Here is a 21,067-nt window from a genome sequence, read left to right as displayed (position 1 = left end):
CGTCCGTGCCGGCGGGATTCGGCAAGATCAATCCCCTCGAGTGATTGACATCACATCACTGTTCACACACACTAAGCAAGCGCTCACTGACTTGAAGTTGGCGTCATGTTCTGAAAAATCGCGATCCCACATCCACCCGTAGACCTATCTCGAGGAGTGATCGGATGACTTCATCCGCGGTGCAGCCGAGTAAGGACGCGGCAGGCGACACGGCCGTCTCGCGCACGCGTGCACATCGGAAACTGCTGGCGGCGGGACTGGTCGGCAGCTCGATTGAGTGGTACGACTTTTTCCTGTACGGAACCGCTGCGGCACTGGTCTTTCCCCACGTCTTCTTCCCTGGCGCGTCGGCGTTGGTGGGCACCCTGCTCTCGTTCAGCACGTTCTGGGCCGGCTTCGTCGCCCGCCCGCTCGGCGGCCTCGTCGCCGGTCACTTCGGTGACAAGTACGGCCGCAAACCGGCGGTCGTGACCTGCCTGCTGTTCATGGGGCTGGCGACGTTCCTGATCGGCTGCCTGCCCGGCGCCGCGACCATCGGGATCGCGGCCCCGATCCTGCTGGTGGTCCTGAGGTTCGTCCAGGGCCTCGCGTGTGGGGGTCAGTGGGGTGGGATCGTGCTGCTGCTGACCGAATCGGCCAGTCCCAAGCGCCGGGGATTCTCCGGCACCTTCGGGCAGATGGGTGTCTCGTTCGGTGTCCTGCTCGGCAACCTCGTGTTCCTCGGCGCCACCGCGGCGATCTCGAACGAGGCGTTCCTCAGCTGGGGCTGGCGGATCCCGTTCTTCGCCAGCGCGCTGCTGTTCCCGGTGGTGCTGTACATCCAGACCAAGGTCGAGGACACCCCCGAATTCCGTCACCTGCAGCAGGAGGCGGAGAAGAAGAACGGGACCGTCGTCCGCGCACCGCTGACCCAGGCGATCAGGGACCACTGGCGCAAGATCCTGCTCGGCTGCGGCCTGCTCGCGGCCACCAACTCGCTGTTCTACATTTCCATCGCCGGTGTGCTCAGTTACGGCACCGCGGAACTGGGGATGAAGCGCAACGACCTGCTCGCGATCTCGCTGCTCAGCGCGGCGCTCACGGTCGGTGTGGTGCTGTGGTCCGGGCACATGTCCGACAAGATCGGGCGCAGGCCGATGATCCTGATCGGTGCGGCGATGATCATCGTGTGGGCGTTCCCGTATTTCTGGTTGATCAACACCCGGAACCTGGTGTTGTTCTTCGTCGCCGTCACAGTCGGCAGCGTCTTTCAGTCCATGACGTACGGGCCGATCGCCGCGTACATGGGTGAGTTGTTCGCTCCCAATGTCCGGTATTCCGCCGCCTCGCTGGCGTATCAGCTGGCCGCGATCACGGTGAGCGGCGGCACCCCGTTCATCATGACCGCGCTGATCGCCAAGACCGGGACCACCACGTTCGTCGCGGTGTTCGTCGCGGTGATGGGGCTGGTCACCTTCCTTTGCGCGTGGAAGCTCCGCGAGACCAACACCGCCGAGGTCCGCAGCGATCCGGCCGCCGTGCCCGGTGCCCAGTTCTACTAGACACCCCGCCCCTTTTCACGACGATGCCCACCGCCGGATCTCGGCGGTGGGCATCGTCGCGGGAGGAGGAGTTCAGCTGATCTTCAGCACCAGCTTGCCGGTGTTGGCGCCGTCGAACAGCAGATTGAGGGTGCGGCCGAACGCCTCGACGCCCCCGGTCTCGACCTGCTCACGGGTCACGATCTCCCCGGCCCGGATCCACTCCGACATCGCCTCCATGCCCTCGGGGAACCGGTCGAGGTAGTCGAACACGATGAACCCCGTCATCGACGCACGGTTGACCAGCAGCGACAGGTACCGGGACGGCCCGGGCTGCGGGTCGGTGGCGTTGTATCCGGAGATCGCGCCGCACAGCGCGACCCGGGCGTTCTTGCGGAGCCGGGCCAGCGCGGCGTCGAGGATCTCCCCGCCGACGTTGTCGAAGTAGATGTCGATCCCGTCCGGTGCGGCGGCGCGCAGCGCCTTCCCGACCGATTCGGACTTGTAGTCGATCGCCGCGTCGAAACCCAGATCCTCGGTCAGCCACGCGCACTTCTCGGGGCCGCCTGCGACGCCGATCACCGTGGCGCCCTTCAGTTTGGCGATCTGCCCGGCGATGCTCCCGACCGCTCCCGCCGCGCCCGAGATGAGCACGGTGTCGCCCTTCTCCAGTCTGCCGACGTCGGTGAGGCCGAAATACGCGGTCATGCCGGGAAATCCGAGTGCGCCCAGCCACGTCGGTGCCGGGGCGAGCGACTCGTCGACGGCGAGCGCGCCGCGGCCGTCGGAGAGCGCGTACTCCTGCACGCCGAACTGCCCGGACACGAGCTGTCCTTCGGGGAACTTCGCGTTCTTCGACGCCACCACCCGGCCGACGGCGTGGGTGCGCATCACCTCGCCGATCGCGACCGGCGGCACGTACGACTTCACGTCGTCGAGCCACCCGCGCATCGCCGGGTCGAGGGACACGTAGTCCACCTTCACGGTGAATTCGCCGTCCGAGGGTTCGGGTATCGGTTCCGACGTGATCTCCCAGGTGGAGTCGTCGGGACGGCCGACCGGACGCTTCGCCAGTCGGACCTGCCTGTTCACGGTTGTCACGGTGTTCACCTTTCGGGTACTTCTGCGGTCAGTGCGTCGTTTCTCAGTGCGGTTCTGTCGATCGACCGTTTGAGGATCTTTCCGGTCGACCCCTTGGGAAGGGAGTCGACGATGGCGACGATCCGGGGAATCTTGTATGCGGACAGCCGTTCCCGGGCCCAGCCGGTCAGTTGGGCGCCGTCCAGCCCGGAACCGGGGACAGTGGCCACGACCGCGGCCACCTCCTCGCCGTAGTGATCGTCGGGGACGCCCACGACGGCGGCCTCGAGGATGTCGGGGTGCGTGTACAGGACCTCCTCGATCTCACTCGGGTACACGTTGTAGCCGCCCCGGATGATGAGATCCTTCACCCGATCGACGATGCGCAGATCCCCGTCCGCATCGGTCTCGCCCAGGTCCCCGGTGCGCAGCCAGCCGTCCGGGTCCAGGACGGCGGCGGTGTCGGACGGCCGGTTCCAGTAGCCCTTCATCACGGTCGCCCCCTTCACGAACACCTCGCCGACGGTCCCGGGCGGGCAGACGAGTCCGTCGTGGTCGCGTACCTCGACCGCAAGCCGGGGCACCGCGCGACCCGTGTAGCCGATCTTCCCGCCGCGGTCGATGTCGTTGAACGTGCCGAACGCGGTGGTCTCGGTGAGCCCGTAGCCCTCGAGGATGGTGCACCCGAAGCGGGACTCGAATTCGCGGGCCACCTCGCCCGGAAGTGACGCGCCTCCGGAGATGGCGATGCGCAGTTGCGTGAAGTCCTGCGAGTCAGTGCCGTCCGCGGCATGCAGCATGGCGTTCCACATCGTCGGCACACCGGCCATGATCGTCAGGCGGTCGCGGCGGAGCAGGGCGAGCATCGCCGCCGGATCGAATCGGGCCAGCAGCGTCAGCGACCCACCGCCGGTGAACGTCGCCATCATGACCGAGGCCTGGCCGAACACGTGGAACAGGGGAAGTCCGGTGCCGGTCCGGTCTTCGCTCGAACCGCGACTGCATTCGGCGCCGATCTCGCCGCCGGACAGCAGGTTCCCCACCGTCAGCTCCGCGCCCTTCGGCCGCCCGGTGGTACCGGACGTGTAGAGGATGGCGGCGGTGTCGTCGCGGTCCCGCTCGGCGACGGGAACCGGCTCGGTGTCCGGCGACACGCAGTCGGGGGTGAGCGTCCAGACCGGGATGTCCAGTGCGGCGGCCGCGTCGGCGATCGCGGGCCCGAGTTCGTGCCACACGATGGCGAGTGCGGCGCCGGCATCGGTGAGGACGTACTCGGTCTCGGGCCGGGTGGACATCGTGTTCACCGGCACCACGACGCACCCCGCCGCCTGGATGCCCAGGTACGCGACCACGAACTCGGGCACCGAGGGTGCGGCCAGAAGGATTCGGTCGCCGGGGGACAGGCCCGCTTCCGTGAGTGCTCCCGCGTACCGGGTGCTCGCGGCGCGCAACTGTCCGTAGGTCAGGGTGCTGTCCGCACCTCGTAGCGCGATGTTGTCGGGAGTGGTGTCGGCGTGGCGGGACACCGGATCGAGCACATTCGCCCGTGAGTAGTTGTCAACCGCGGGCGGTTCACAGGTGCTCACGGCTGCTAGCCGGCCTCGACGACGCGGGCGACGGACTCGGACACGACCACCGGTTTGTCGGAGCCCTCGCGCTCGACGACCTGGGACATGGTCACCTGGATGCCGCCCCCGACCTGTTCCGCGGATTGGATGGTGGCACGCATCCGGATGCGCGAACCTACCGGCACCGGCGCGGGGAAGCGGACCTTGTTGTAGCCGTAGTTCAGGCTGTGGGCGAAACCGTCGAAGCGCAGCAGGGTCGCCGACAGGGCCGGTCCGAGGGACAGGCTGTAGAGGCCGTGCGCGATGGTGCCGCCGAGCGGGCTGGCGGCGGCGCGCTCGGTATCGATGTGGATCCACTGGTGGTCGCCGGTGGCGTCGGCGAAGGCGTTGACGCGTTCCTGGGTGACGTCGTGCCAGTCGGTGGGGCCCAGCTCCTTGCCGATCAGCGCTGTGAGCTCGTCGAAGCTCGCGGGGCGAACGGGCAGTGCGGTGGTGTCGGTCATCTGTCTCCCTCGATTCCGGGTGGTGCAGGGCCTGGATGTGTCACGTTGGCTGCATCGGAAGTCGTGTGTTGCCGACCCCAGACACTTGAACTTGACGACGGATTCAACTATACAAAAGAGAGACGCGAGTCACAACGCACGGCGAAGGAGAGGACACCTCGTGAAGGTTGCACAGAAAGTCGCCATCGTGACCGGCGGTGGAGGCGGAATCGGCGGGGCGATCGCGGACCGTCTTGCCGAACAGGGCGCCAAGGTGCTGGTCGCCGATCTCGACCCGGACGCAGCCGCCGCTGTCGCGGACGGCATCAACGCCCGCCACCCGGGATCCGCCGTCGCCGAAGGTGGCGACGTCGCGGACGCCGATCAGATCCGGCGCATCATCGACCGCGCGGAGACCGAGTTCGGGCCGGTCGATCTCTACTTCGCCAACGCCGGCATCGCGGGAGCGCCCGGCCTCGACGCCGGCAACGCCGACTGGGACCTCGCGTTCGACGTCAACGTCCGCGCCCACATCCGCGCCGCCCAGCAGCTCGTGCCGAAATGGATCGCGCGCGGCGAGGGCTACTTCGTGTCGACCGCCTCCGCGGCCGGGCTCCTCACCCAGATCGGCTCGGCGACCTACGCGGTCACCAAACATGCGGCCGTCTCGTTCGCCGAATGGCTGTCGGTCACATACGGGGACGACGGGGTTCGCGTCAGCTGCCTCTGCCCGATGGGAGTCGAGACGAAGCTGATGCGCTCCGGTGAGAACTCGGGCGATCCCCTCGGCGTCGCTGCCACGAAGGCCGTCGTCTCGGCGGGGGAGGTGCTGCAGCCCGGGCAGGTCGCCGACATCGTGCTCGACGCCGTGGACCGGGAGACGTTCCTGATCCTGCCCCACGAGAGCGTCCTCACCATGTACCGGCAGAAGGGGTCCGACTACGACCGGTGGCTGCGCGGAATGCGCCGCTTCCAGAGTTCGCTGCTGGAGCACGCGTGACCGGCGAGCCCGCAGACCTGGTCCTCGCCGAGCGGCGCGGACCGGTCCTGGTGCTGACGTTCAACCGGCCCGGCAAGCTGAACGCCTGGACCGACGACCTCGAGGACCGCTACTTCACGCTGCTCGTGGACGCCGAGGACGACCCGGACGTGCGCGCGATCGTCGTGACCGGCGCCGGGCGCGGGTTCTGCGCCGGTGCCGACCTCGGCCGCCTGCAGGCCGTCGGTGACGCTTCCGACGCGGACCTCTTCCGCCCGCGCCCCCGCGACCTTCCCGCGACGCTGCGGAAACCGCTCATCGGGGCGATCAACGGGGTCGCGGCCGGACTCGGCATGGTGGAGGCCCTCTACTGCGACGTCCGGTTCGCGTCCGCATCGGCACGGTTCACGACCGCGTTCGCCAAGCGCGGGCTGATCGCCGAATACGGTATCTCCTGGCTGCTGCCCCGACTCGTGGGACGCAGCCGGGCCACCGACCTGCTGCTGTCGAGCCGCATGGTGGACGCCGAGGAGGCGCTGCGCATCGGACTCGTCGACCACCTCGTGCCGGACGGTTCGGTCGTCGACGCCGCGGTCGCGTATGCCGCGGACCTGGCGGCGCACTGCTCGCCGACGTCGATGGCCGTCATCAAGGACCAATTGCACAGCGATGCGGACGGCACCTACGCCGAGTCCGTGGCCCGAGCGGAAGGCCTGATGTTGCAGGCGTTCCGCGGGGCCGATCTCGTCGAGGGCATCCAGAGCCACCTCGACAAGCGCACACCCGTGTTTCCCTCACTACCCGTCAGGAGTTCCCATGTCCCTGTTTGACATTTCCGCACGCGCCCAGCAGTTGCAGGTCGATCTGCTCGAGTTCATGGATTCGCACGTGTATCCGGCGGAGGCGGTGTATGAGGAGCAGATGCGGGAGTCGGGGGATCCGCATTTCCAGCCGCCGGTTCTGGAGGAGCTCAAGGCGGAGGCGCGGCGCCGGGGGTTGTGGAATCTGTTCCATCCGCACCCGGGCACGGGCGCCGGGTTGACCAACCTCGAGTACGCCCCGTTGGCGGAGATCATGGGGCGCAGCCACATTGCGTCGGAGGCGTGCAACTGCAATGCGCCGGACACGGGCAACATGGAGGTGCTCGAGCTGTTCGGCACGGCCGAGCACAAGGAGAAGTACCTGAAGCCGCTTCTCGACGGGACGATGGCGTCGGCGTTCGCGATGACCGAGCCCGCGGTGGCGAGTTCGGACGCGACCAACGTGGAGTTGTCGATGGTGCGTGACGGCGACGAGTACGTGCTGAACGGCCGCAAGTGGTTCGCGTCGAATGCGTTGCACCGCAACTGCAAGGTGCTGATCGTGATGGGCAAGACGGATCCGTCGGCGGCGCCGCACCGGCAGCAGTCGATGATGGTGGTGCCGATCGATGCGCCCGGGGTGACGGTGATGCGGGGGCTGCCGGTGTTCGGGTATCAGGACCGTGAGGGGCACGCGGAGATCGACTTCGCCGATGTGCGGGTGCCGGTGACGGACGTGCTGAAGGGCGAGGGCGAGGGCTTCGCGATCTCCCAGGCCCGGCTGGGGCCGGGCCGGATCCACCACTGCATGCGGGCGATCGGGATGGCGGAGCGGGCACTCGAATTGATGTGCCGCCGGGCGTCGTCGCGGGTGACGTTCGGGAAGCCGGTCAGTGAGAACGCGAACATCCAGGACTGGATCGCGGAGGCGCGCATCGAGATCGAGATGATCCGGTTGCTGACGCTGAAGGCGGCGTATCTGATGGACACGGTGGGGAACAAGGAGGCGCGGACGGAGATCGCGGCGATCAAGGTGGCGGCTCCGAACATTGCGCTCAAGATCGTGGACCGGGCGATTCAGGTGCACGGCGGTGCGGGCGTCACCGACGACTTCCCCCTCGCCATGGCCTGGGCGCACCTGCGCACCCTGCGCCTGGCCGACGGTCCCGACGAGGTCCACAAGCGCGCCATCGCGCGGCAGGAACTGCGGCAGTACCGCGACGACGCCCACGCTTCCACCAACGGTCACAAGGTTGCGGTGAGCTGACATGGCCGGACTCGACCTCACCGGACGCACCGCGATCGTCACCGGCGCCTCGCGGGGTATCGGCCTGGCCGTCGCCCGGGCCCTCGCGGCGGCCGGTGCCGACGTGGTGCTCACCTCACGCTCCCAGGAATCGGCCGACGCCGCCGCGGCGCAGGTCGGGGGCACCGCGATCGGCGTCGCCGCGCACGCCGTCGACGAGGAGGCCGCCCGGCGCTGCGTCGACACCACCGTCGAACGCTTCGGCAGCCTGGACATCCTGGTCAACAACGCGGGAACGAACCCCGCCTTCGGACCGGTCATCGACCAGGACCACGCACGGTTCGCCAAGACCTTCGACGTGAACCTGTGGGCGCCGGTGCTGTGGACCGGCCTCGCCACGAAGGCGTGGATGGGCGAGCACGGCGGTGCCGTGGTCAACACCGCGTCCATCGGCGGCATGGCGTTCGAGGCGAACATCGGCCTGTACAACGCGTCGAAGGCCGCGCTGATCCACCTCACCAAGCAACTGGCACTGGAACTCTCACCGAACGTGCGGGTCAACGCCGTCGCTCCCGGTGTGGTGCGGACCAAGCTGGCCGAGGCGCTGTGGAAGGACCACGAGCAGGCCGTGTCGGCGTCCACGGCGCTGGGACGGATCGGCGAACCCGAGGACATCGCGTCCGCGGTCGCGTTCCTCGTGTCCGATGCCGCGAGCTGGATCACCGGCGAAACCATGGCGATCGACGGCGGGCAACTGCTCGGCGACGCAATCCCGTTCCGGCAGGGGGCTCAGCTCGGTGTCTAGCGTGGACGTCGTCGGCATCGACACCGAGGCCGTGAGCCGCTGGATCGGCACGCTCGGCATCGACACTGCCGGACCGCTGACCTTCGACCGGATCGGTCTCGGCCAGTCGAACCTCACCTACCTGGTCCAGGACCGGGCGGGTGGCAGATGGGTGCTCCGGCGCCCACCCCTCGGGCACCTGCTCGCGTCGGCCCACGACGTCGCCCGCGAGGCGCGGATCCTCTCCGCCCTCGAGGACACCGCGGTGCCCACCCCACGGGTGTTCGGGCTCACCGACGACCCGGACGTCACGGAGGTACCGCTGCTGCTGATGGAGTTCGTCGACGGACAGGTCGTCGATCGCATGTCGATCGCGGAGTCCCTGACCCCGGAACGTCGCCGGGCGATCGGCCTGTCGCTGCCGCGGACGCTGGCGAAGATCCATGCGGTGGACCTCGAGAGCACCGGTTTGACCGACCTGGCCAGCCACAAGCCGTACGCGCAGCGTCAGCTCAAGCGGTGGTCGGGTCAGTGGGAGAAGTCGAAGACCCGCGAGCTGCCCGCCCTCGACGACCTGACCGGACGGCTCACCGACTCGGTGCCGGAGCAGCGGGAACGGACCCTCGTGCACGGCGACTTCCACCTGCGCAACGTCATCACCTCCCACGCGACCGGGGAGGTGACCGCCGCCCTGGACTGGGAGTTGTGCACGCTGGGCGACCCGCTCGCCGACGTCGGCAGCCTGCTCGCGTACTGGCCGGAGCCGGGTGAGACCACCGGCGGCGACTTCCCGGCGTCCACCCTCGACGGTTTCCCGGACCGGGTGGAGATCGCCGGGGTGTACCTCGACGAGTCCGGACGCGACCCGAAAGCCCTGGCGTTCTGGCACGTCCTCGGCCTGTGGAAGGTCGCGGTCATCGCGGAGGGCGTCATGCGCCGCGCCCGGGACGAACCGCAGAACAAGGCGGCCGCGGGCACCCCGACCGTCGAGCGCATCGACGACCTCGTGGCCAAGGCGTGCGACATCGCTGCCCGGGCCGGAATCTGACCGAAGGACTGAGGACGATGAGCACTGACGAACAGGCGATCGCACGCGACCTGAGCGGCCGCATCGCGACCCTCCTGGAACAGAACGACCAGTCGGATCCGGCCCGGTTCCTCGGGGCCCGATTCGACGCCGGCCTCGCATGGGTCCACTTCCCGCCCGGGCGCGGCGGTCTGGGTCTGCCGCAGAGCTTCCAGGCGCAGGTCGACGCCGAACTCGAGGCCGCAGGGGCGCCCGGCCCGGCGAAGAGCCGCAACGGGATCGGACTGGGCATGGCCGCGCCGACCATCGCCGCGTTCGGCACCGACGAACAGCAGCAGAAGTACCTTCGGCCGATCTTCACCGGCGAGCACATCTACTGCCAGCTGTTCAGCGAACCGGGGGCGGGTTCCGACCTCGCCGCCGTCGCGACGCGAGCCGTCCGTGAGGGTGACGGCTGGACGGTCAACGGGCAGAAGGTGTGGACATCGGGGGCGCAGAACGCGCAGATGGCCATCCTCGTGGCCCGCACGGATCCGTCGGTGCCCAAGCACGCCGGGCTCACCTACTTCCTGTGCGACATGAGCGATCCCGGAATCGACGTCCGGCCGCTGCGGCAGATCACCGGTGAGGCCGAGTTCAACGAAGTGTTCCTCACCGACGTCCACATTCCCGATTCCGATCGGCTCGGCGATGAGGGACAGGGCTGGCGGGTGGCCACCGCGACCCTCAACAACGAACGGGTCGCGATCGGCGGTTCCGCGGCCGCCCGCGAGAGCGGCATGATCGGACCGGTCGCCCGCGCCTGGCGCGAACAACCCGAGCTCCGCGACCCCGCGATGCACGACGAACTGCTCCGGCTGTGGGTCGAAGCGGAAGTCGCCCGGCTGACCGGTGAACGGCTGCGGCAGCAACTCGAGGCCGGGCAGCCCGGCCCCGAGGGATCCGGCCTGAAGCTGGCCTTCGCCCGGCTCGCGCAGACCATCTCGGGTTTCGACATCGAACTCCACGCTGAGGCCGGGCTGCGCTACGACGACTGGAGCATGCGCCGCCCGGACAAGGTCGACTTCACCGGCCGCGAACCCGGATACCGGTACCTGCGCGCGAAAGGCAACTCGATCGAGGGCGGCACGTCCGAGATCCTGCGCAACGTCATCGCGGAACGCGTCCTCGGCCTCCCGCCGGAGCACCGCGTCGACAAGGACATCGCCTGGAAGGACCTGCCCCGATGAACACCGCAGATCTGCTGTACTCCGACACGGAAGATGCCCTGCGCGACAGCGTCCGCCGGCTGCTCGCCGACCGCTGCGCGCACGAGCTGGTCGTCGGGGCGTACGACGGGACGCCCGCCGACTTCTCCGGGGTGTGGAAATCGCTCGCCGTCGAACTCGGCCTGGCCGGCCTGCTCGTCCCCGAGGAACTGGGCGGCGCCGGGGCGAGCGCACGTGAGGCCGCGGTGGTCATGGAGGAGATCGGGCGCGCCGTCGCACCCGTCCCGTACCTGTCCAGCGCCGTACTCGCGACGGTCGCGCTGCTGAAGGCGGGCGACACCGAGACGGTCGGCGCACTCGCCGACGGCACCACCACCGGTGCGCTCACGGTCGGTCTCGCGACCGCACCGGGACTGTTCACCCCGACCGTGCGCCGGGAGGGCGACGCTCTGACCGGCACCGTGACCAGTGTCGCGGGCGTCTCGGAGGCCGACATCCTGATCGTGCCGGTCGAGGGTCCGGACGGACTCGAACTGCACACGGTGCCCGCCGGCACCGCCGGTGTCACGGTCACGCCCGTGCTCGCGCTCGACATGACCCGGCCACTGTCGGACGTCGCGTTCGACGCCGCCGCCGCCACCCGCATCGACGACGGCAACGCCGCGGCGGCGGTCCGTGAGGCCCTCGTTCTCGGCGCCGCACTGCTCGCCTCCGAGCAACTCGGGCTCGCGCAGTGGTGCTTCGAGACGACCCTGGCGTACGCCAAGGAGCGAACCCAGTTCGGCCGCGCCGTCGGGTCGTTCCAGGCGATCAAGCACCGCCTCGCCGACCTGTGGCTCGAAGTCACCTCCGCGGCCGCCGCTGCCCGCTACGCCGCGGACACCGCCGCCCGGGGCGACGCGGACGCCGAGGTCGCGGCTGCCGTCGCGCAGGCGTACTGCAGCGACGTCGCCGTCCACGCCGCCGAGGAGTGCATCCAGTTGCACGGCGGCATCGGCATGACGTGGGAATATCCCGCGCACCTGTATCTGAAGAGGGCGAAGAGCGATCAGCTCGCGTTCGGCACCGCCTACCGTCACCGCGCGCGCCTCGCCGACCTGGCCGACCTGCCCGCGTAACCCGAGCCCCACCACCGACAGTCAGGAAGCAATCCATGAAGGCATGGCGTGTCCACGAACTCGGCGAGCCGCGCACCGCGCTGCAACTCGAGGAGGTCCCGGACCCGACGGCAGGCCCCGGCCAGGTGCTGGTGAAAGTTCTCGCCGCCCCGGCGAACTTCCCCGACGTGCTGCTGTGCCGCGGCGAATACCAGATCAAGCCGCCGCTGCCGTTCACACCCGGAGTTGAACTGTGCGGTGAAGTAGTGGCGGCCGGGGACGGCGTGACCCGCTTCGCCGTCGGCGACCGGGTGATCGGCAACCCCAACCTGCCCGGCGGCGGATTCGCCCAGATGGCCGTGATGGACGAGACCAACACGTTCGCCGCCCCGTCCGCGCTCGACGACGCCGAGGCGTCGGCGTTGAGCATCGGCTACCAGACGAGCTGGTTCGCTCTCCACCGCCGCACCCAGCTGAAGCCGGGGGAGACGCTGCTCGTCCACGCCGCCGCGGGCGGAGTGGGCAGCGCCGCAGTGCAATTGGGCAAGGCCGCGGGAGCGAAGGTGATCGGCGTCGTCGGAGGCGCCGACAAGGTCGAGTACTGCCGCCGGCTGGGGGCGGATCTGGTGATCGACCGGCACACCGACGATTTCGTTCCGCTGGTCAAGGAATTCACCGGCGGACGCGGCGCGGACGTCGTCTACGACCCGGTCGGCGGCGACGCCTACGCGAAGTCCACCAAGTGCATCGCGTTCGAAGGCCGGATCCTGATCATCGGCTTCGCCGGCGGCACCATCCCGACCCCCGGTCTCAATCACGCCCTGATCAAGAACTACTCGATCATCGGACTGCACTGGGGTCTGTACAAGCAGTACAACCAGCAGGCGATCGCCGACTGTCACGAGGAACTGACCCGTCTCGCCGATTCCGGTGCGATCACGCCGCTCATCAGCGAGCGGCTCTCGCTCGCGGACGTGGCCGACGGCATCGGCAGGCTCGGTGACGGCAGCACCGTCGGTCGTCTCGTCTTCCAACCCTGAAGTCTTCCAACCCTGAAGGGAACGCACATGGACGTAGGTTCGCTGTTCGACGTCGCGGGCAAGACCGTGGTGGTCACCGGAGGTTCGCGGGGTATCGGCCGGATGATCGCCCAGGGATTCGTCCTGGCCGGGGCGACCGTGATCATCTCCGCCCGCAAGGCCGAGGCGTGTGAGAAGGCCGCGGCCGAACTGTCCGCCGCCGGACCGGGGACGTGCCACGCGCACCCCGCCGACCTGTCCACCGAGGAGGGGATCGAAGGCCTCGTCGCACGGGTCGCCGAGGTGTCGCCCCGGCTGGACGTCCTGGTGAACAACGCCGGAGCGACGTGGGGTGCGCCGGTCGACGATTTCCCCGCCGCCGGGTTCGACAAGATCTTCGACATCAACGTCAAGGGCGTGTTCCTGCTCACCCAGGCATTGCTGCCGAGTCTGCGGGCCGCGGCGACGGACGGTGACCCCGCCCGGGTGATCAACATCGGGTCGATCGACGGACTCGTGGTGTCGGGTACCGAGAACTTCTCGTACGGGGCGAGCAAGGCCGCGGTCCACATGCTCACCCGCAAGCTCGCCGCGGCGCTGGCCGCCGAGCGGATCACCGTCAATGCCATTGCGCCGGGACCATTTCCGAGCAAGATGATGGCGTTCATCCTCGACGACCCGGAGCGGAAGGAGGCGGTCGAGGGTTCGGTGCCGCTCGGCCGGGTCGGCACACCGGAAGACGTCGCCGGCACCGCGATCTTCCTCTCCTCGCGCGCCGGGGCCTACCTCACCGGCACCGTCGTCCCCGTCGACGGCGGGATCTCGGGAACACGCTGAAGCAGCACGTCACACAGTCGGACACGGAACGAGCGAGAGGCGGTACGGCGGCGATGAGCTGGTACGACGACAGGCCCTGGATGAACCGGTACGACGAGAACACGCGTTCGGTGGGGGAGATCCCCGCCCGGACGGCGCTCGACATGTTCTCCGCCGCGGTCGAATCCGCCCCGGGCGGGCCGGCCATCCGGTACCTCGGCGGCACCCTCGACTACCGCGAGGTCGACGAACTCAGCGACGGTGTGGCCGCCTACCTCACCGAGAACGGGTTCGGGAAGGGCGACCGGCTCGCGATCTACCTGCAGAACATCCCGCAGTTCGTGCTGGCGTTGCTCGGCACGTGGAAGGCAGGCGGTGTCGTCGTCCCGCTGAACCCGATGTACCGGGACGAGCTCTCCCACATCCTCACCGACGCCGGAGTCACCGCGATCGTGTGCAGCGAGAACGCGTGGGCCGATCGGGTGGCGGAGCGGGCGTCCGCCGCGGGAGTGCGGATCGCGCTGACCGCGAGCGAACTCGACATCCAGACGTCCGGCGACCCACGGGTCTTCGGGGGAATGACCCGGGCGCGCGCCGAGGGCGTGCCGGACCTGCTCGAGGTGGCCAAGGCGCGCGCGGGGGCCGACGTACCCGATCCCGGTCTGGTCCCGGACGACATCGCGCTCGTGTCCTACACCTCCGGAACGAGTGGAGTCCCCAAGGGAGCGACCAACACCCACCGGAATCTCACCGTCAACAGTTCGATCCTGCGCCTGTACGAGAGCAAGCCCGCCGGTTCGCCGATCTTCGCGATGGCGCCGCTGTTCCACATCACGGGCATGGTGTGCCAGTTGCTCACCGCGATCGACCTGGCGTCGCCGCTGATCCTCGCGTACCGGTTCGACGCAGGGGTCGTGCTCGACGCCCTCGAGCAGGAGCGGCCGGTGTTCATGGTCGGCCCGTCCACCGCCTACATGGCGCTGATGGCCCACCCCGACTTCTCCGGTGAGCGCTTCGCCTCGCTGGAGGCCGTGATGTCCGGTGGCGCCCCGCTGCCGCCCGCCATCGTCGAACGGTTCCGGGAGCTGACCGGAAAGTACATCCGCAACGGCTACGGGCTCACCGAGACCAGCGCGCCGTGCGTCGTCGTCCCGCCGAACATGGAGGCGCCGGTCGATCCGTCGTCGGGCACGCTGGCGATCGGCCTGCCCCTTCCCTCCGCTGTGATCCGGATAGTCGGGGAGGACGGGCAGGACGTCGATCCACTCGAAGTCGGGGAGATCGCCGTCGACGGGCCGATGGTCGTGCCCGCGTACTGGAACAAACCGGACGCCACGGCGCAGTCGCTGCCGGGCGGCCGGTTGCTCACCGGCGACGTGGGATTCATGGACGCCCAGGGCTGGGTGTACGTCGTCGATCGTAAGAAGGACATGATCAACGCGTCCGGGTTCAAGGTCTGGCCCCGCGAGGTCGAAGACGTGCTGTACCGGCACCCGGCGGTCCGGGAGGCCGCCGTCGTCGGCGAGCCGGACAGCTACCGCGGCGAGACCGTCGCAGCGTTCGTCAGCCTCCGCCCCGGGCCGACGGTCGAGACGGACGACCTCGTCGAGTACTGCCGGGAGCGGCTGGCGAGCTACAAGGCCCCGAGGCGCGTCGAAATCGTCGACGAACTACCCAAGACGGCCAGCGGAAAGATCCTCCGGCGCGAAATGCGCCGCAGCGCCCCGGCCTGAGCCCGGTCGATCAGGCGACGACAGGGTGCGGGTACTCCGCCGCGCGGTGCTGGAACGACAGGATCCTGGGGTTCTGCACCACTCCGTCGCGGATCTCGACGGCCCGCAGGATGGTGTCGCTGCGGTCCCAGGCGGCGGGTCCGTCGAGGACCGTCCCCAGGTGGGGGAGCAAGGCCTCGCTGATCTCCCAGGTCGCCGAATTCCACAGGTGGGACGGGCTGTGATCGACCGCGTAGTAGCGGACGTTCTCACCGATCATGAACGTCGGATCGGCGAACGACGTGGGCCGGGCCCAGCTGAAGCCCATTCCCTCGTCGCAGGACACATCGACGACCAGGCTGCCGGGCAGGAGGGTCTCGACGTCCGAGTCGATCAGGAACGTCAGCGGCGACTCCGTGTCCTGCAGGACGCAGTTGACGATGATGTCGTGCCGGGCGAGGAACCCGGCGAGCGGCATCCGGCCCTCGTCCGTGGTGACGTGACTGCGGCGCGGATCGGCGTCGTCGTGATCGAACTGCACGATCTCCGCGGAGTGGATCGGCGAGCTCACGGCGGTGACCCCGCGCTGGGTGACGACGTGGACGTCGTGGATGCCCAGGGCGTTCAGTGCGGTCACGGCGCCGCGGGCGGTCGCACCGAAGCCGAGTACCACCGCGCGGAGGCGGCGACCGTAGTCGCCGGTCGAACCCGCGATCGACAGCGCGTGCAACACCGAGCTGTATCCGGCGAGTTCGTTGTTCTTGTGGAAGACATGGAGCTGGAACGACCCCTCGGCGCTCCAGTGGTTCATGGCCTCGAACGCGATCAACGTGAGGTGACGATCGACGGCCACCTGGGTAAGCTCGGTGTCCTGGACGCAGTGCGGCCACCCCCACAGGATCTGGCCGTCACGCAGGTCCGCCAGATCCTTCGCGAGAGGTTTGGGCAGCAGGAGGACGTCGGAGTGCTCGATCAGCTGCTCCCGGGTGCGCAGTCCTCCCACCGACGGGGCCAGCTGCTCGTCGGACACGCCGAAGGGTTCGCCGTAGCCGTACTCGAGATGGATGCGCCCGCGGAGGTCGGCGTCGATCCGGTCGAAGTGGAGCGGATGGATCGGGAGCCGGCGTTCGTCGGTCTTACTCGAACGCGCGACGACGCCGAGGGTGAGTGGATGAGAGCGGTGTTGCTGCACAGGGGTGTCCCTTGGTCGACACTGCCGGAGAGAGTCTTCGGCAGAGAGTTGTTGCCGCGGAACCTGCAATGGAGGAGGCCAGCGTTCGATCGATGTGCGCGGCATCTGCCGGCGCGGCTGCAGCTCTCGACAAGGCCCGAGGAGATCACTCGGGGAAGACTGGTAGCACCAGAGAAAACTGCGCCGCGGCAATGCGGCGCATTTTCTCGTGGTGCCCCCGGCAGGATTCGAACCTGCGACCTTTCGCTCCGGAGGCGAACGCTCTATCCCCTGAGCTACGGGGGCGCACCGGAAAACCGGTGTGCCGATTGGGCTGGCCAATGGTAGCGCATAGGTAGGGGGATCGACCAAATCGGTCCCCCTACTTCGTGGACTCGCCCCGGTAGAGGCCCGAACACGCCTAGTGTCGGGAGGACGTGGACGCTCGCGAACTCTCGGGGAGGGGTCGAGAATGACCGATGTACGGCAGCCGGGGTCGCAGGATTCCGACAGGCACTATTCCGATGCCGACCTCGAGTCGGACCTGCGGTGGTGGGCGGCGGCCAACTACCTGACGGTCGCGCAGATCTACCTGCAGGACAACACGCTTCTGCGGGAGCCGTTGCGCCCGGACCACATCAAACCCCGGCTGCTCGGGCACTGGGGAACGAGTCCGGGGCTGTCGATGATCTACGCCCTGCTGAACCGTCTCATCCGCCGGACCGACACCGATTGTCTCTACGTGACCGGTCCCGGTCACGGTGGTCCGGCGCTCGTCGCCGCCACGTACCTGGAGGGGACGTACTCGGAGGTGTATCCGGGCGTGTCCCGCGACGCCGCCGGTATCCACCGGCTCTGCAGGCAGTTCTCGACGCCGGGCGGCATCCCGAGTCACGTCAGCGTGCAGACTCCGGGCAGCATCCACGAGGGCGGCGAACTCGGTTATGCGCTCGCACACGCCGCCGGGGCGGCGTTCGACCACCCGAATCTGTTGGTGGCGTGCGTGATCGGAGACGGAGAGGCGGAGACGGGACCACTGTCCGCGTCGTGGAAACTGCCCGCATTCCTCAATCCGGAACGCGACGGTGCGGTGTTGCCGATCCTGCACGTCAACGGCGCGAAGATCGCCGGGCCCACCGTCCACGGCCGCAGCAGCGACGCCGACGTCGAAGCGTTCCTCGGCGGTCAGGGGTGGGCGCCGGTCGTCGTCTCGGGCGACGACCCGCGGCAGGTCTTCCCCGCGCTGCATCGCGCGCTGACCGACGCACACACCGCGATCTCCGACCTTCGGCGGGAGGCGCGGGCAGGCAGGCGCAGCGCCGCCAAGTGGCCGGCGATCGTGCTGCGGACCCCCAAGGGCTGGACCGGTCCGCACACCGTCGACGGCGTGCTCGTCGAGGGCACGCACCGGGCGCACCAGGTTCCGCTGTCGGGGGTTCGCACCGACGAGGCCCATTTGCGTCAACTCGAGGAGTGGATGCGGTCGTACCGCCCGGACGAACTGTTCGACTCGTCCGGCGCACTCGTGCCGGACCTCGTGCGGCTGGCGCCGCAGGGCGACAAGAGGATGGGTTCGTCGCCGTATGCGAACGGCGGTCGCCTGCGCGCGGATCTTCCGGTACTGCCCCTGGAGAAGTACGCGCTCCCGATCGAGAAACCCGGCACCACCCACCACGAGACCACCCGGGTGCTCGGGGAACTGCTCCGCGACCTCTACGCCGCCACCACCACGCCCGACGGCGGTGGATACTTCCGGCTGTTCTGCCCGGACGAAACGTCCAGCAACCGATTGGGCGCCGTCTTCGAGGTGACGGACCGGTGCTGGCAGCTCCCGGTCACCGACTACGACGACGGACTGTCGGCCCGTGGCCGGGTGATGGAGGTGCTCAGCGAGCACCTCTGCGAGGGCTGGCTGGAGGGGTACCTGCTGTCGGGGCGGCACGGACTGTTCGCGAGCTACGAGGCGTTCGCGATGGTGAGCGTGTCGATGCTCGTCCAGCACACCAAGTGGCTGCAGCATGCGGTGGATCTGCCGTGGCGCGCGCCGGTGGCTTCGCTGAACGTCCTGCTGACCAGCACCTGCTGGCGCAACGACCACAACGGGTTCAGCCACCAGGGGCCGGGAATGATCGACGCCGTCATCCCGCTCGCACCGGACGTGGTCCGGGTGTGGCTCCCACCGGACTCGAATACCTTGCTCTCGATCGCCGACCACTGCCTCCGCAGCACCGATCACGTCAACCTCGTCGTGGTCGACAAGCAGCCGCACCTGCAGTACCTGACCCTCACGGAGGCACACGCGCACTGCGCGGCCGGGGCGTCGGTGTGGGAGTGGGCGGGAACGGAGTCTTCTGCGGGCACCGAACCGGACGTCGTGCTCGCCGCCGCCGGGGACGTCCCGACCCAGGAAGTCCTCGCCGCAGCGCAGTTGCTGCGCGAACACACCCCGGAACTGGTCACCCGGGTGGTCAACGTCGTCGACCTGATGGGGCTGCTCACACCCACCGAGCACCCGCACGGATTCGACGCGCGCACCTTCCTCGACCTCTTCACCGCGGACACCCACGTGGTGTTCGCGTTCCACGGGTACTCGCGCGCCGTCCACGAGTTGATGCACGGACGTCCCGCACCGGACCGCTTCCATGTCCGCGGCTTCAGCGAACAGGGCACCACGACCACACCGTTCGACATGGTCGTGCTCAACCGGATGAGCCGCTACCACCTCGCCCTCGCCGCGCTGCGCCGCACGCGGCGCGAACCGGCCGGTGCCACGGAGTTGGCCGACTTCTGCCTCCGGCAACTCGAACGGCACGGCGAATACGTCGTCGCGCACCTCGAGGACATGCCCGAGGTGCGCGACTGGACGTGGTCGTGACGCCGGACGTCAGTTCATCGGCAGGGGAGCGGCGCCCTTCGCGGTGAGCATGTTCGTCATCACCGTCGCTTCGCTCTGCTGGGTGTCCACCATCGTCTGAGCGAGGCTGCGGACCGCGTCTTCCGACGCGTGCTGGGCCGCGTACTCCATCATCGGGAGCCCGCCCTGGTGGTGCCGCAGCATCAGCTGGAGGTACAGGACGTCGACGGCCGGCCCGGTGGCCTGACGCAACGCGGCCATGTCCTCCGAGGACGCCATGCCGGGCATCTTCGACATCGACCCCATGTGCGTGTTCTCGGCGGTCCCGTGGGTGTGACCGTCCGAGTGCTCCGACTCCATCCAGCCCATGTAGCCGCCGGACGGCAGCGCCGGTTGATCCCACAGCGCGAGCCAGCCCTGCATCTGTCCGAGCTGGTTCTGCTGTGTGGTGAGGATGTCGTATGCGAGGCTGCGGACCGCCGGGTCGGTGGCATTGGCCAGCGCAATCGCCGACATCTCCACCGCCTGGCTGTGATGCACGCTCATGTCCTGCGCGAATCCGACATCGACGGAACCGGCCTCGGGGACCGGGGTACCGGAGTCCTCGAGCGGAAGCCGGGCGAGGAACCCGAGCGCGAATCCGAGGGCGATGGCGCCGATCAGCCCGATGACCAGGAGCGCTGTGCGCTGACTGGGCCGGGCCGGGGTCGCCTCGTCGACGGAATCGGTCTCGGGTCCGTGCCCGGTGTCGGCGGAACTAGCCATTGCCGCCCTCGGCCGGGGCCTGCTGCAGATCGGACGGCAGCTGCAGGTCGGACGGGAGCTGCATGCCGCTCGGCAGCTGCGCTCCCGCGCCGCCGGATTCCGACTGGTCGGGGTTGATACCGCCACCGTCCATCGGCACCGCGTCCGCGCCCGGCGTGGACGGGTCGAACGGCGGCGGGTTGTCCGGGTCGAAACCGGAGCCCGGGATGGACGAGCAGCTCGCGCCGACCTCGGGATACGTGTTCTTGTTGATCCGCAGCGCGGTGATGAACTGGTCGATGCGCTTGTCGTCGACGCTGTCCACCTTCAGCTGGTGGCCCCACGACTGCACGGAGACGGGGCTGTCGAGGCCCGGGTACGGCGACAGCAGCGTGTACGTCTCGCCGTCCACCTTGTCCTTCAGCGTCTCGACCTGGTCGGCGGACAGCTCGTCCGGGTTGTAGGCGATCCACACGGCGCCGTGCTCGAGCGAGTGCACCGCGTTCTCGGTGCGGATCGCGTTCGGGTAGACCGTGCCGGTGCACGTCGCCCAGATGGCGTCGTGCGGGCCGCCGAACGGCGGCGACTGGTCGTACGCGACGCGCTGCGTCGGCTGGATGTGGATGCCTGCCGGGTAGTCGACCTTCACGACGCCGTCGATGTTGACCGACGGATCGGGGTTCTCGGCGCTCGGCGCGTACTTCGCGGCCTCTTCCTTGGCCTGATACTTGGGAACCAGGTTGATCGCGAGGACCGCCACGAGTGCGAGAACGGCCGCTCCGGCACCGATCGTCAGCCACGGGATGTTCCGCGGAGCGGACGCGCCGCCCTTGACTTTCGCGCCGCCGCTCTTCTTCTTGGCGGCCTTGATGGCCTTCGCCGACTTCGCGCCCGAGTTCTTATCGGGACCGCGACTTTCCGAACCGCTTGGCATCGATTGTGATCTTTCGGTGTGTGGGT

General features: G+C 68.7%; 18 protein-coding genes and 1 tRNA gene. 12 read left to right on the top strand and 7 right to left on the bottom strand.

Annotation, left to right across the window (positions count from 1 at the left end):
* The first annotated feature begins 164 nt into the window (after nt 1-164).
* Nucleotides 165-1,541: an MFS transporter gene (locus JWS14_RS07770; protein ID WP_206012804.1), complete on the top strand. Its 1,377-nt coding sequence runs from the start codon at nt 165-167 to the stop codon at nt 1,539-1,541.
* A gap of 72 nt (nt 1,542-1,613) precedes the next feature.
* Here the strand turns inward: JWS14_RS07770 and JWS14_RS07765 are convergent, their stop codons facing one another.
* The 3 genes from JWS14_RS07765 to JWS14_RS07755 are packed head-to-tail and all read right to left on the bottom strand — an operon-like array spanning nt 1,614 to nt 4,671.
* Nucleotides 1,614-2,621 carry an NADP-dependent oxidoreductase gene (locus tag JWS14_RS07765; RefSeq protein ID WP_072946177.1) on the bottom strand — a complete coding sequence of 336 codons (1,008 nt, stop codon included), beginning with the start codon at nt 2,619-2,621 and terminating at the stop codon, nt 1,614-1,616.
* Nucleotides 2,622-2,626: 5 nt separating this feature from the next.
* Nucleotides 2,627-4,186, bottom strand: coding sequence for an AMP-binding protein (locus JWS14_RS07760; protein WP_241031284.1), 1,560 nt, complete (start codon nt 4,184-4,186; stop codon nt 2,627-2,629).
* 5 nt (nt 4,187-4,191) lie between these two features.
* Nucleotides 4,192-4,671: a MaoC family dehydratase gene (locus JWS14_RS07755; protein WP_072946070.1), complete on the bottom strand. Its 480-nt coding sequence runs from the start codon at nt 4,669-4,671 to the stop codon at nt 4,192-4,194.
* A 160-nt stretch (nt 4,672-4,831) separates the two neighbouring features.
* Here JWS14_RS07755 and JWS14_RS07750 point away from each other — a divergent pair, with 160 nt between their 5' ends.
* From JWS14_RS07750 to JWS14_RS07705, 10 genes are read left to right on the top strand one after another with little or no spacing between them, the layout of a single operon-like run.
* Nucleotides 4,832-5,650, top strand: coding sequence for an SDR family oxidoreductase (locus JWS14_RS07750; protein WP_072946072.1), 819 nt, complete (start codon nt 4,832-4,834; stop codon nt 5,648-5,650).
* Nucleotides 5,647-6,459 carry an enoyl-CoA hydratase-related protein gene (locus tag JWS14_RS07745; protein WP_072946075.1) on the top strand — a complete coding sequence of 271 codons (813 nt, stop codon included), beginning with the start codon at nt 5,647-5,649 and terminating at the stop codon, nt 6,457-6,459. The genes JWS14_RS07750 and JWS14_RS07745 overlap by 4 nt, the downstream gene beginning before the upstream one ends.
* Entirely contained in the window at nt 6,446-7,696 is a 1,251-nt protein-coding gene (locus JWS14_RS07740; protein WP_206012803.1) for an acyl-CoA dehydrogenase family protein, read from the top strand. The genes JWS14_RS07745 and JWS14_RS07740 overlap by 14 nt, the downstream gene beginning before the upstream one ends.
* Before the next feature lies 1 nt (nt 7,697).
* Nucleotides 7,698-8,480, top strand: coding sequence for an SDR family oxidoreductase (locus tag JWS14_RS07735; protein ID WP_072946080.1), 783 nt, complete (start codon nt 7,698-7,700; stop codon nt 8,478-8,480).
* Nucleotides 8,473-9,507 (top strand): phosphotransferase family protein, encoded by a 1,035-nt coding sequence (locus tag JWS14_RS07730; RefSeq protein ID WP_206012802.1) that lies wholly within the window; start codon nt 8,473-8,475, stop codon nt 9,505-9,507. The genes JWS14_RS07735 and JWS14_RS07730 overlap by 8 nt, the downstream gene beginning before the upstream one ends.
* A gap of 17 nt (nt 9,508-9,524) precedes the next feature.
* The gene (locus JWS14_RS07725; protein WP_206012801.1) at nt 9,525-10,715 is read left to right on the top strand and encodes an acyl-CoA dehydrogenase family protein; all 1,191 of its coding nucleotides are present in this window, start codon (nt 9,525-9,527) and stop codon (nt 10,713-10,715) included.
* Nucleotides 10,712-11,812 (top strand): acyl-CoA dehydrogenase family protein, encoded by a 1,101-nt coding sequence (locus tag JWS14_RS07720; protein WP_206012800.1) that lies wholly within the window; start codon nt 10,712-10,714, stop codon nt 11,810-11,812. The genes JWS14_RS07725 and JWS14_RS07720 overlap by 4 nt, the downstream gene beginning before the upstream one ends.
* A gap of 35 nt (nt 11,813-11,847) precedes the next feature.
* Complete coding sequence (locus JWS14_RS07715) at nt 11,848-12,831, top strand: NADPH:quinone oxidoreductase family protein (protein WP_206012799.1); 984 nt, start codon at nt 11,848-11,850, stop codon at nt 12,829-12,831.
* Between the two features lie 27 nt (nt 12,832-12,858).
* The gene (locus JWS14_RS07710; protein ID WP_206012798.1) at nt 12,859-13,647 is read left to right on the top strand and encodes a RhlG family 3-oxoacyl-ACP reductase; all 789 of its coding nucleotides are present in this window, start codon (nt 12,859-12,861) and stop codon (nt 13,645-13,647) included.
* 53 nt (nt 13,648-13,700) lie between these two features.
* Entirely contained in the window at nt 13,701-15,359 is a 1,659-nt protein-coding gene (locus JWS14_RS07705; RefSeq protein WP_206012797.1) for an AMP-binding protein, read from the top strand.
* Nucleotides 15,360-15,369: 10 nt separating this feature from the next.
* On the opposite strand, the gene JWS14_RS07700 is transcribed toward JWS14_RS07705, so the two are convergent.
* Both JWS14_RS07700 and JWS14_RS07695 read right to left on the bottom strand, forming a co-directional pair.
* A complete protein-coding gene (locus tag JWS14_RS07700; RefSeq protein WP_072946095.1) occupies nt 15,370-16,530 on the bottom strand; it encodes a N(5)-(carboxyethyl)ornithine synthase in 1,161 nt (386 codons plus the stop codon).
* Nucleotides 16,531-16,739: 209 nt separating this feature from the next.
* A tRNA-Arg gene (locus JWS14_RS07695) sits at nt 16,740-16,815 on the bottom strand.
* Nucleotides 16,816-16,981: 166 nt separating this feature from the next.
* Between JWS14_RS07695 and JWS14_RS07690 the strand changes: the two genes are divergently transcribed.
* On the top strand, nt 16,982-19,384 hold the full coding sequence (locus JWS14_RS07690; RefSeq protein ID WP_206012796.1) for a phosphoketolase family protein: 2,403 nt from the start codon (nt 16,982-16,984) through the stop codon (nt 19,382-19,384).
* Nucleotides 19,385-19,393: 9 nt separating this feature from the next.
* Here JWS14_RS07690 and JWS14_RS07685 read toward each other — a convergent pair whose 3' ends face one another.
* Together JWS14_RS07685 and JWS14_RS07680 are read right to left on the bottom strand one after the other, a co-directional pair.
* On the bottom strand, nt 19,394-20,128 hold the full coding sequence (locus JWS14_RS07685; protein WP_206012795.1) for a DUF305 domain-containing protein: 735 nt from the start codon (nt 20,126-20,128) through the stop codon (nt 19,394-19,396).
* Nucleotides 20,121-21,041, bottom strand: a complete 921-nt coding sequence (locus JWS14_RS07680; RefSeq protein ID WP_206012794.1) for a DUF3105 domain-containing protein — start codon at nt 21,039-21,041, stop codon at nt 20,121-20,123. The genes JWS14_RS07685 and JWS14_RS07680 overlap by 8 nt, the downstream gene beginning before the upstream one ends.
* Nucleotides 21,042-21,067: the final 26 nt, after the last annotated feature.

It is taken from the genome of Rhodococcus koreensis (genome assembly GCF_017068375.1).
GTDB classification, from domain to species: Bacteria; Actinomycetota; Actinomycetes; order Mycobacteriales; family Mycobacteriaceae; genus Rhodococcus_F; species Rhodococcus_F koreensis.
The sequence above is the reverse complement of the archived record's forward strand: the minus strand, read 5'-3'. Positions and strand labels throughout refer to the sequence as shown.

What these genes read in the sequence shown, in the direction of transcription:
- JWS14_RS07720 (WP_206012800.1), top strand. Translation starts at nt 10,712, where the DNA reads ATGAACACCGCAGATCTGCTGTACTCCGACACGGAAGATGCCCTGCGC.
- JWS14_RS07740 (WP_206012803.1), top strand. Translation starts at nt 6,446, where the DNA reads ATGTCCCTGTTTGACATTTCCGCACGCGCCCAGCAGTTGCAGGTCGAT.
- JWS14_RS07755 (WP_072946070.1), bottom strand. Translation starts at nt 4,671, where the DNA reads ATGACCGACACCACCGCACTGCCCGTTCGCCCCGCGAGCTTCGACGAG.
- JWS14_RS07770 (WP_206012804.1), top strand. Translation starts at nt 165, where the DNA reads ATGACTTCATCCGCGGTGCAGCCGAGTAAGGACGCGGCAGGCGACACG.
- JWS14_RS07705 (WP_206012797.1), top strand. Translation starts at nt 13,701, where the DNA reads ATGAGCTGGTACGACGACAGGCCCTGGATGAACCGGTACGACGAGAAC.
- JWS14_RS07725 (WP_206012801.1), top strand. Translation starts at nt 9,525, where the DNA reads ATGAGCACTGACGAACAGGCGATCGCACGCGACCTGAGCGGCCGCATC.
- JWS14_RS07685 (WP_206012795.1), bottom strand. Translation starts at nt 20,128, where the DNA reads ATGGCTAGTTCCGCCGACACCGGGCACGGACCCGAGACCGATTCCGTC.
- JWS14_RS07690 (WP_206012796.1), top strand. Translation starts at nt 16,982, where the DNA reads ATGACCGATGTACGGCAGCCGGGGTCGCAGGATTCCGACAGGCACTAT.
- JWS14_RS07735 (WP_072946080.1), top strand. Translation starts at nt 7,698, where the DNA reads ATGGCCGGACTCGACCTCACCGGACGCACCGCGATCGTCACCGGCGCC.
- JWS14_RS07680 (WP_206012794.1), bottom strand. Translation starts at nt 21,041, where the DNA reads ATGCCAAGCGGTTCGGAAAGTCGCGGTCCCGATAAGAACTCGGGCGCG.
- JWS14_RS07710 (WP_206012798.1), top strand. Translation starts at nt 12,859, where the DNA reads ATGGACGTAGGTTCGCTGTTCGACGTCGCGGGCAAGACCGTGGTGGTC.
- JWS14_RS07715 (WP_206012799.1), top strand. Translation starts at nt 11,848, where the DNA reads ATGAAGGCATGGCGTGTCCACGAACTCGGCGAGCCGCGCACCGCGCTG.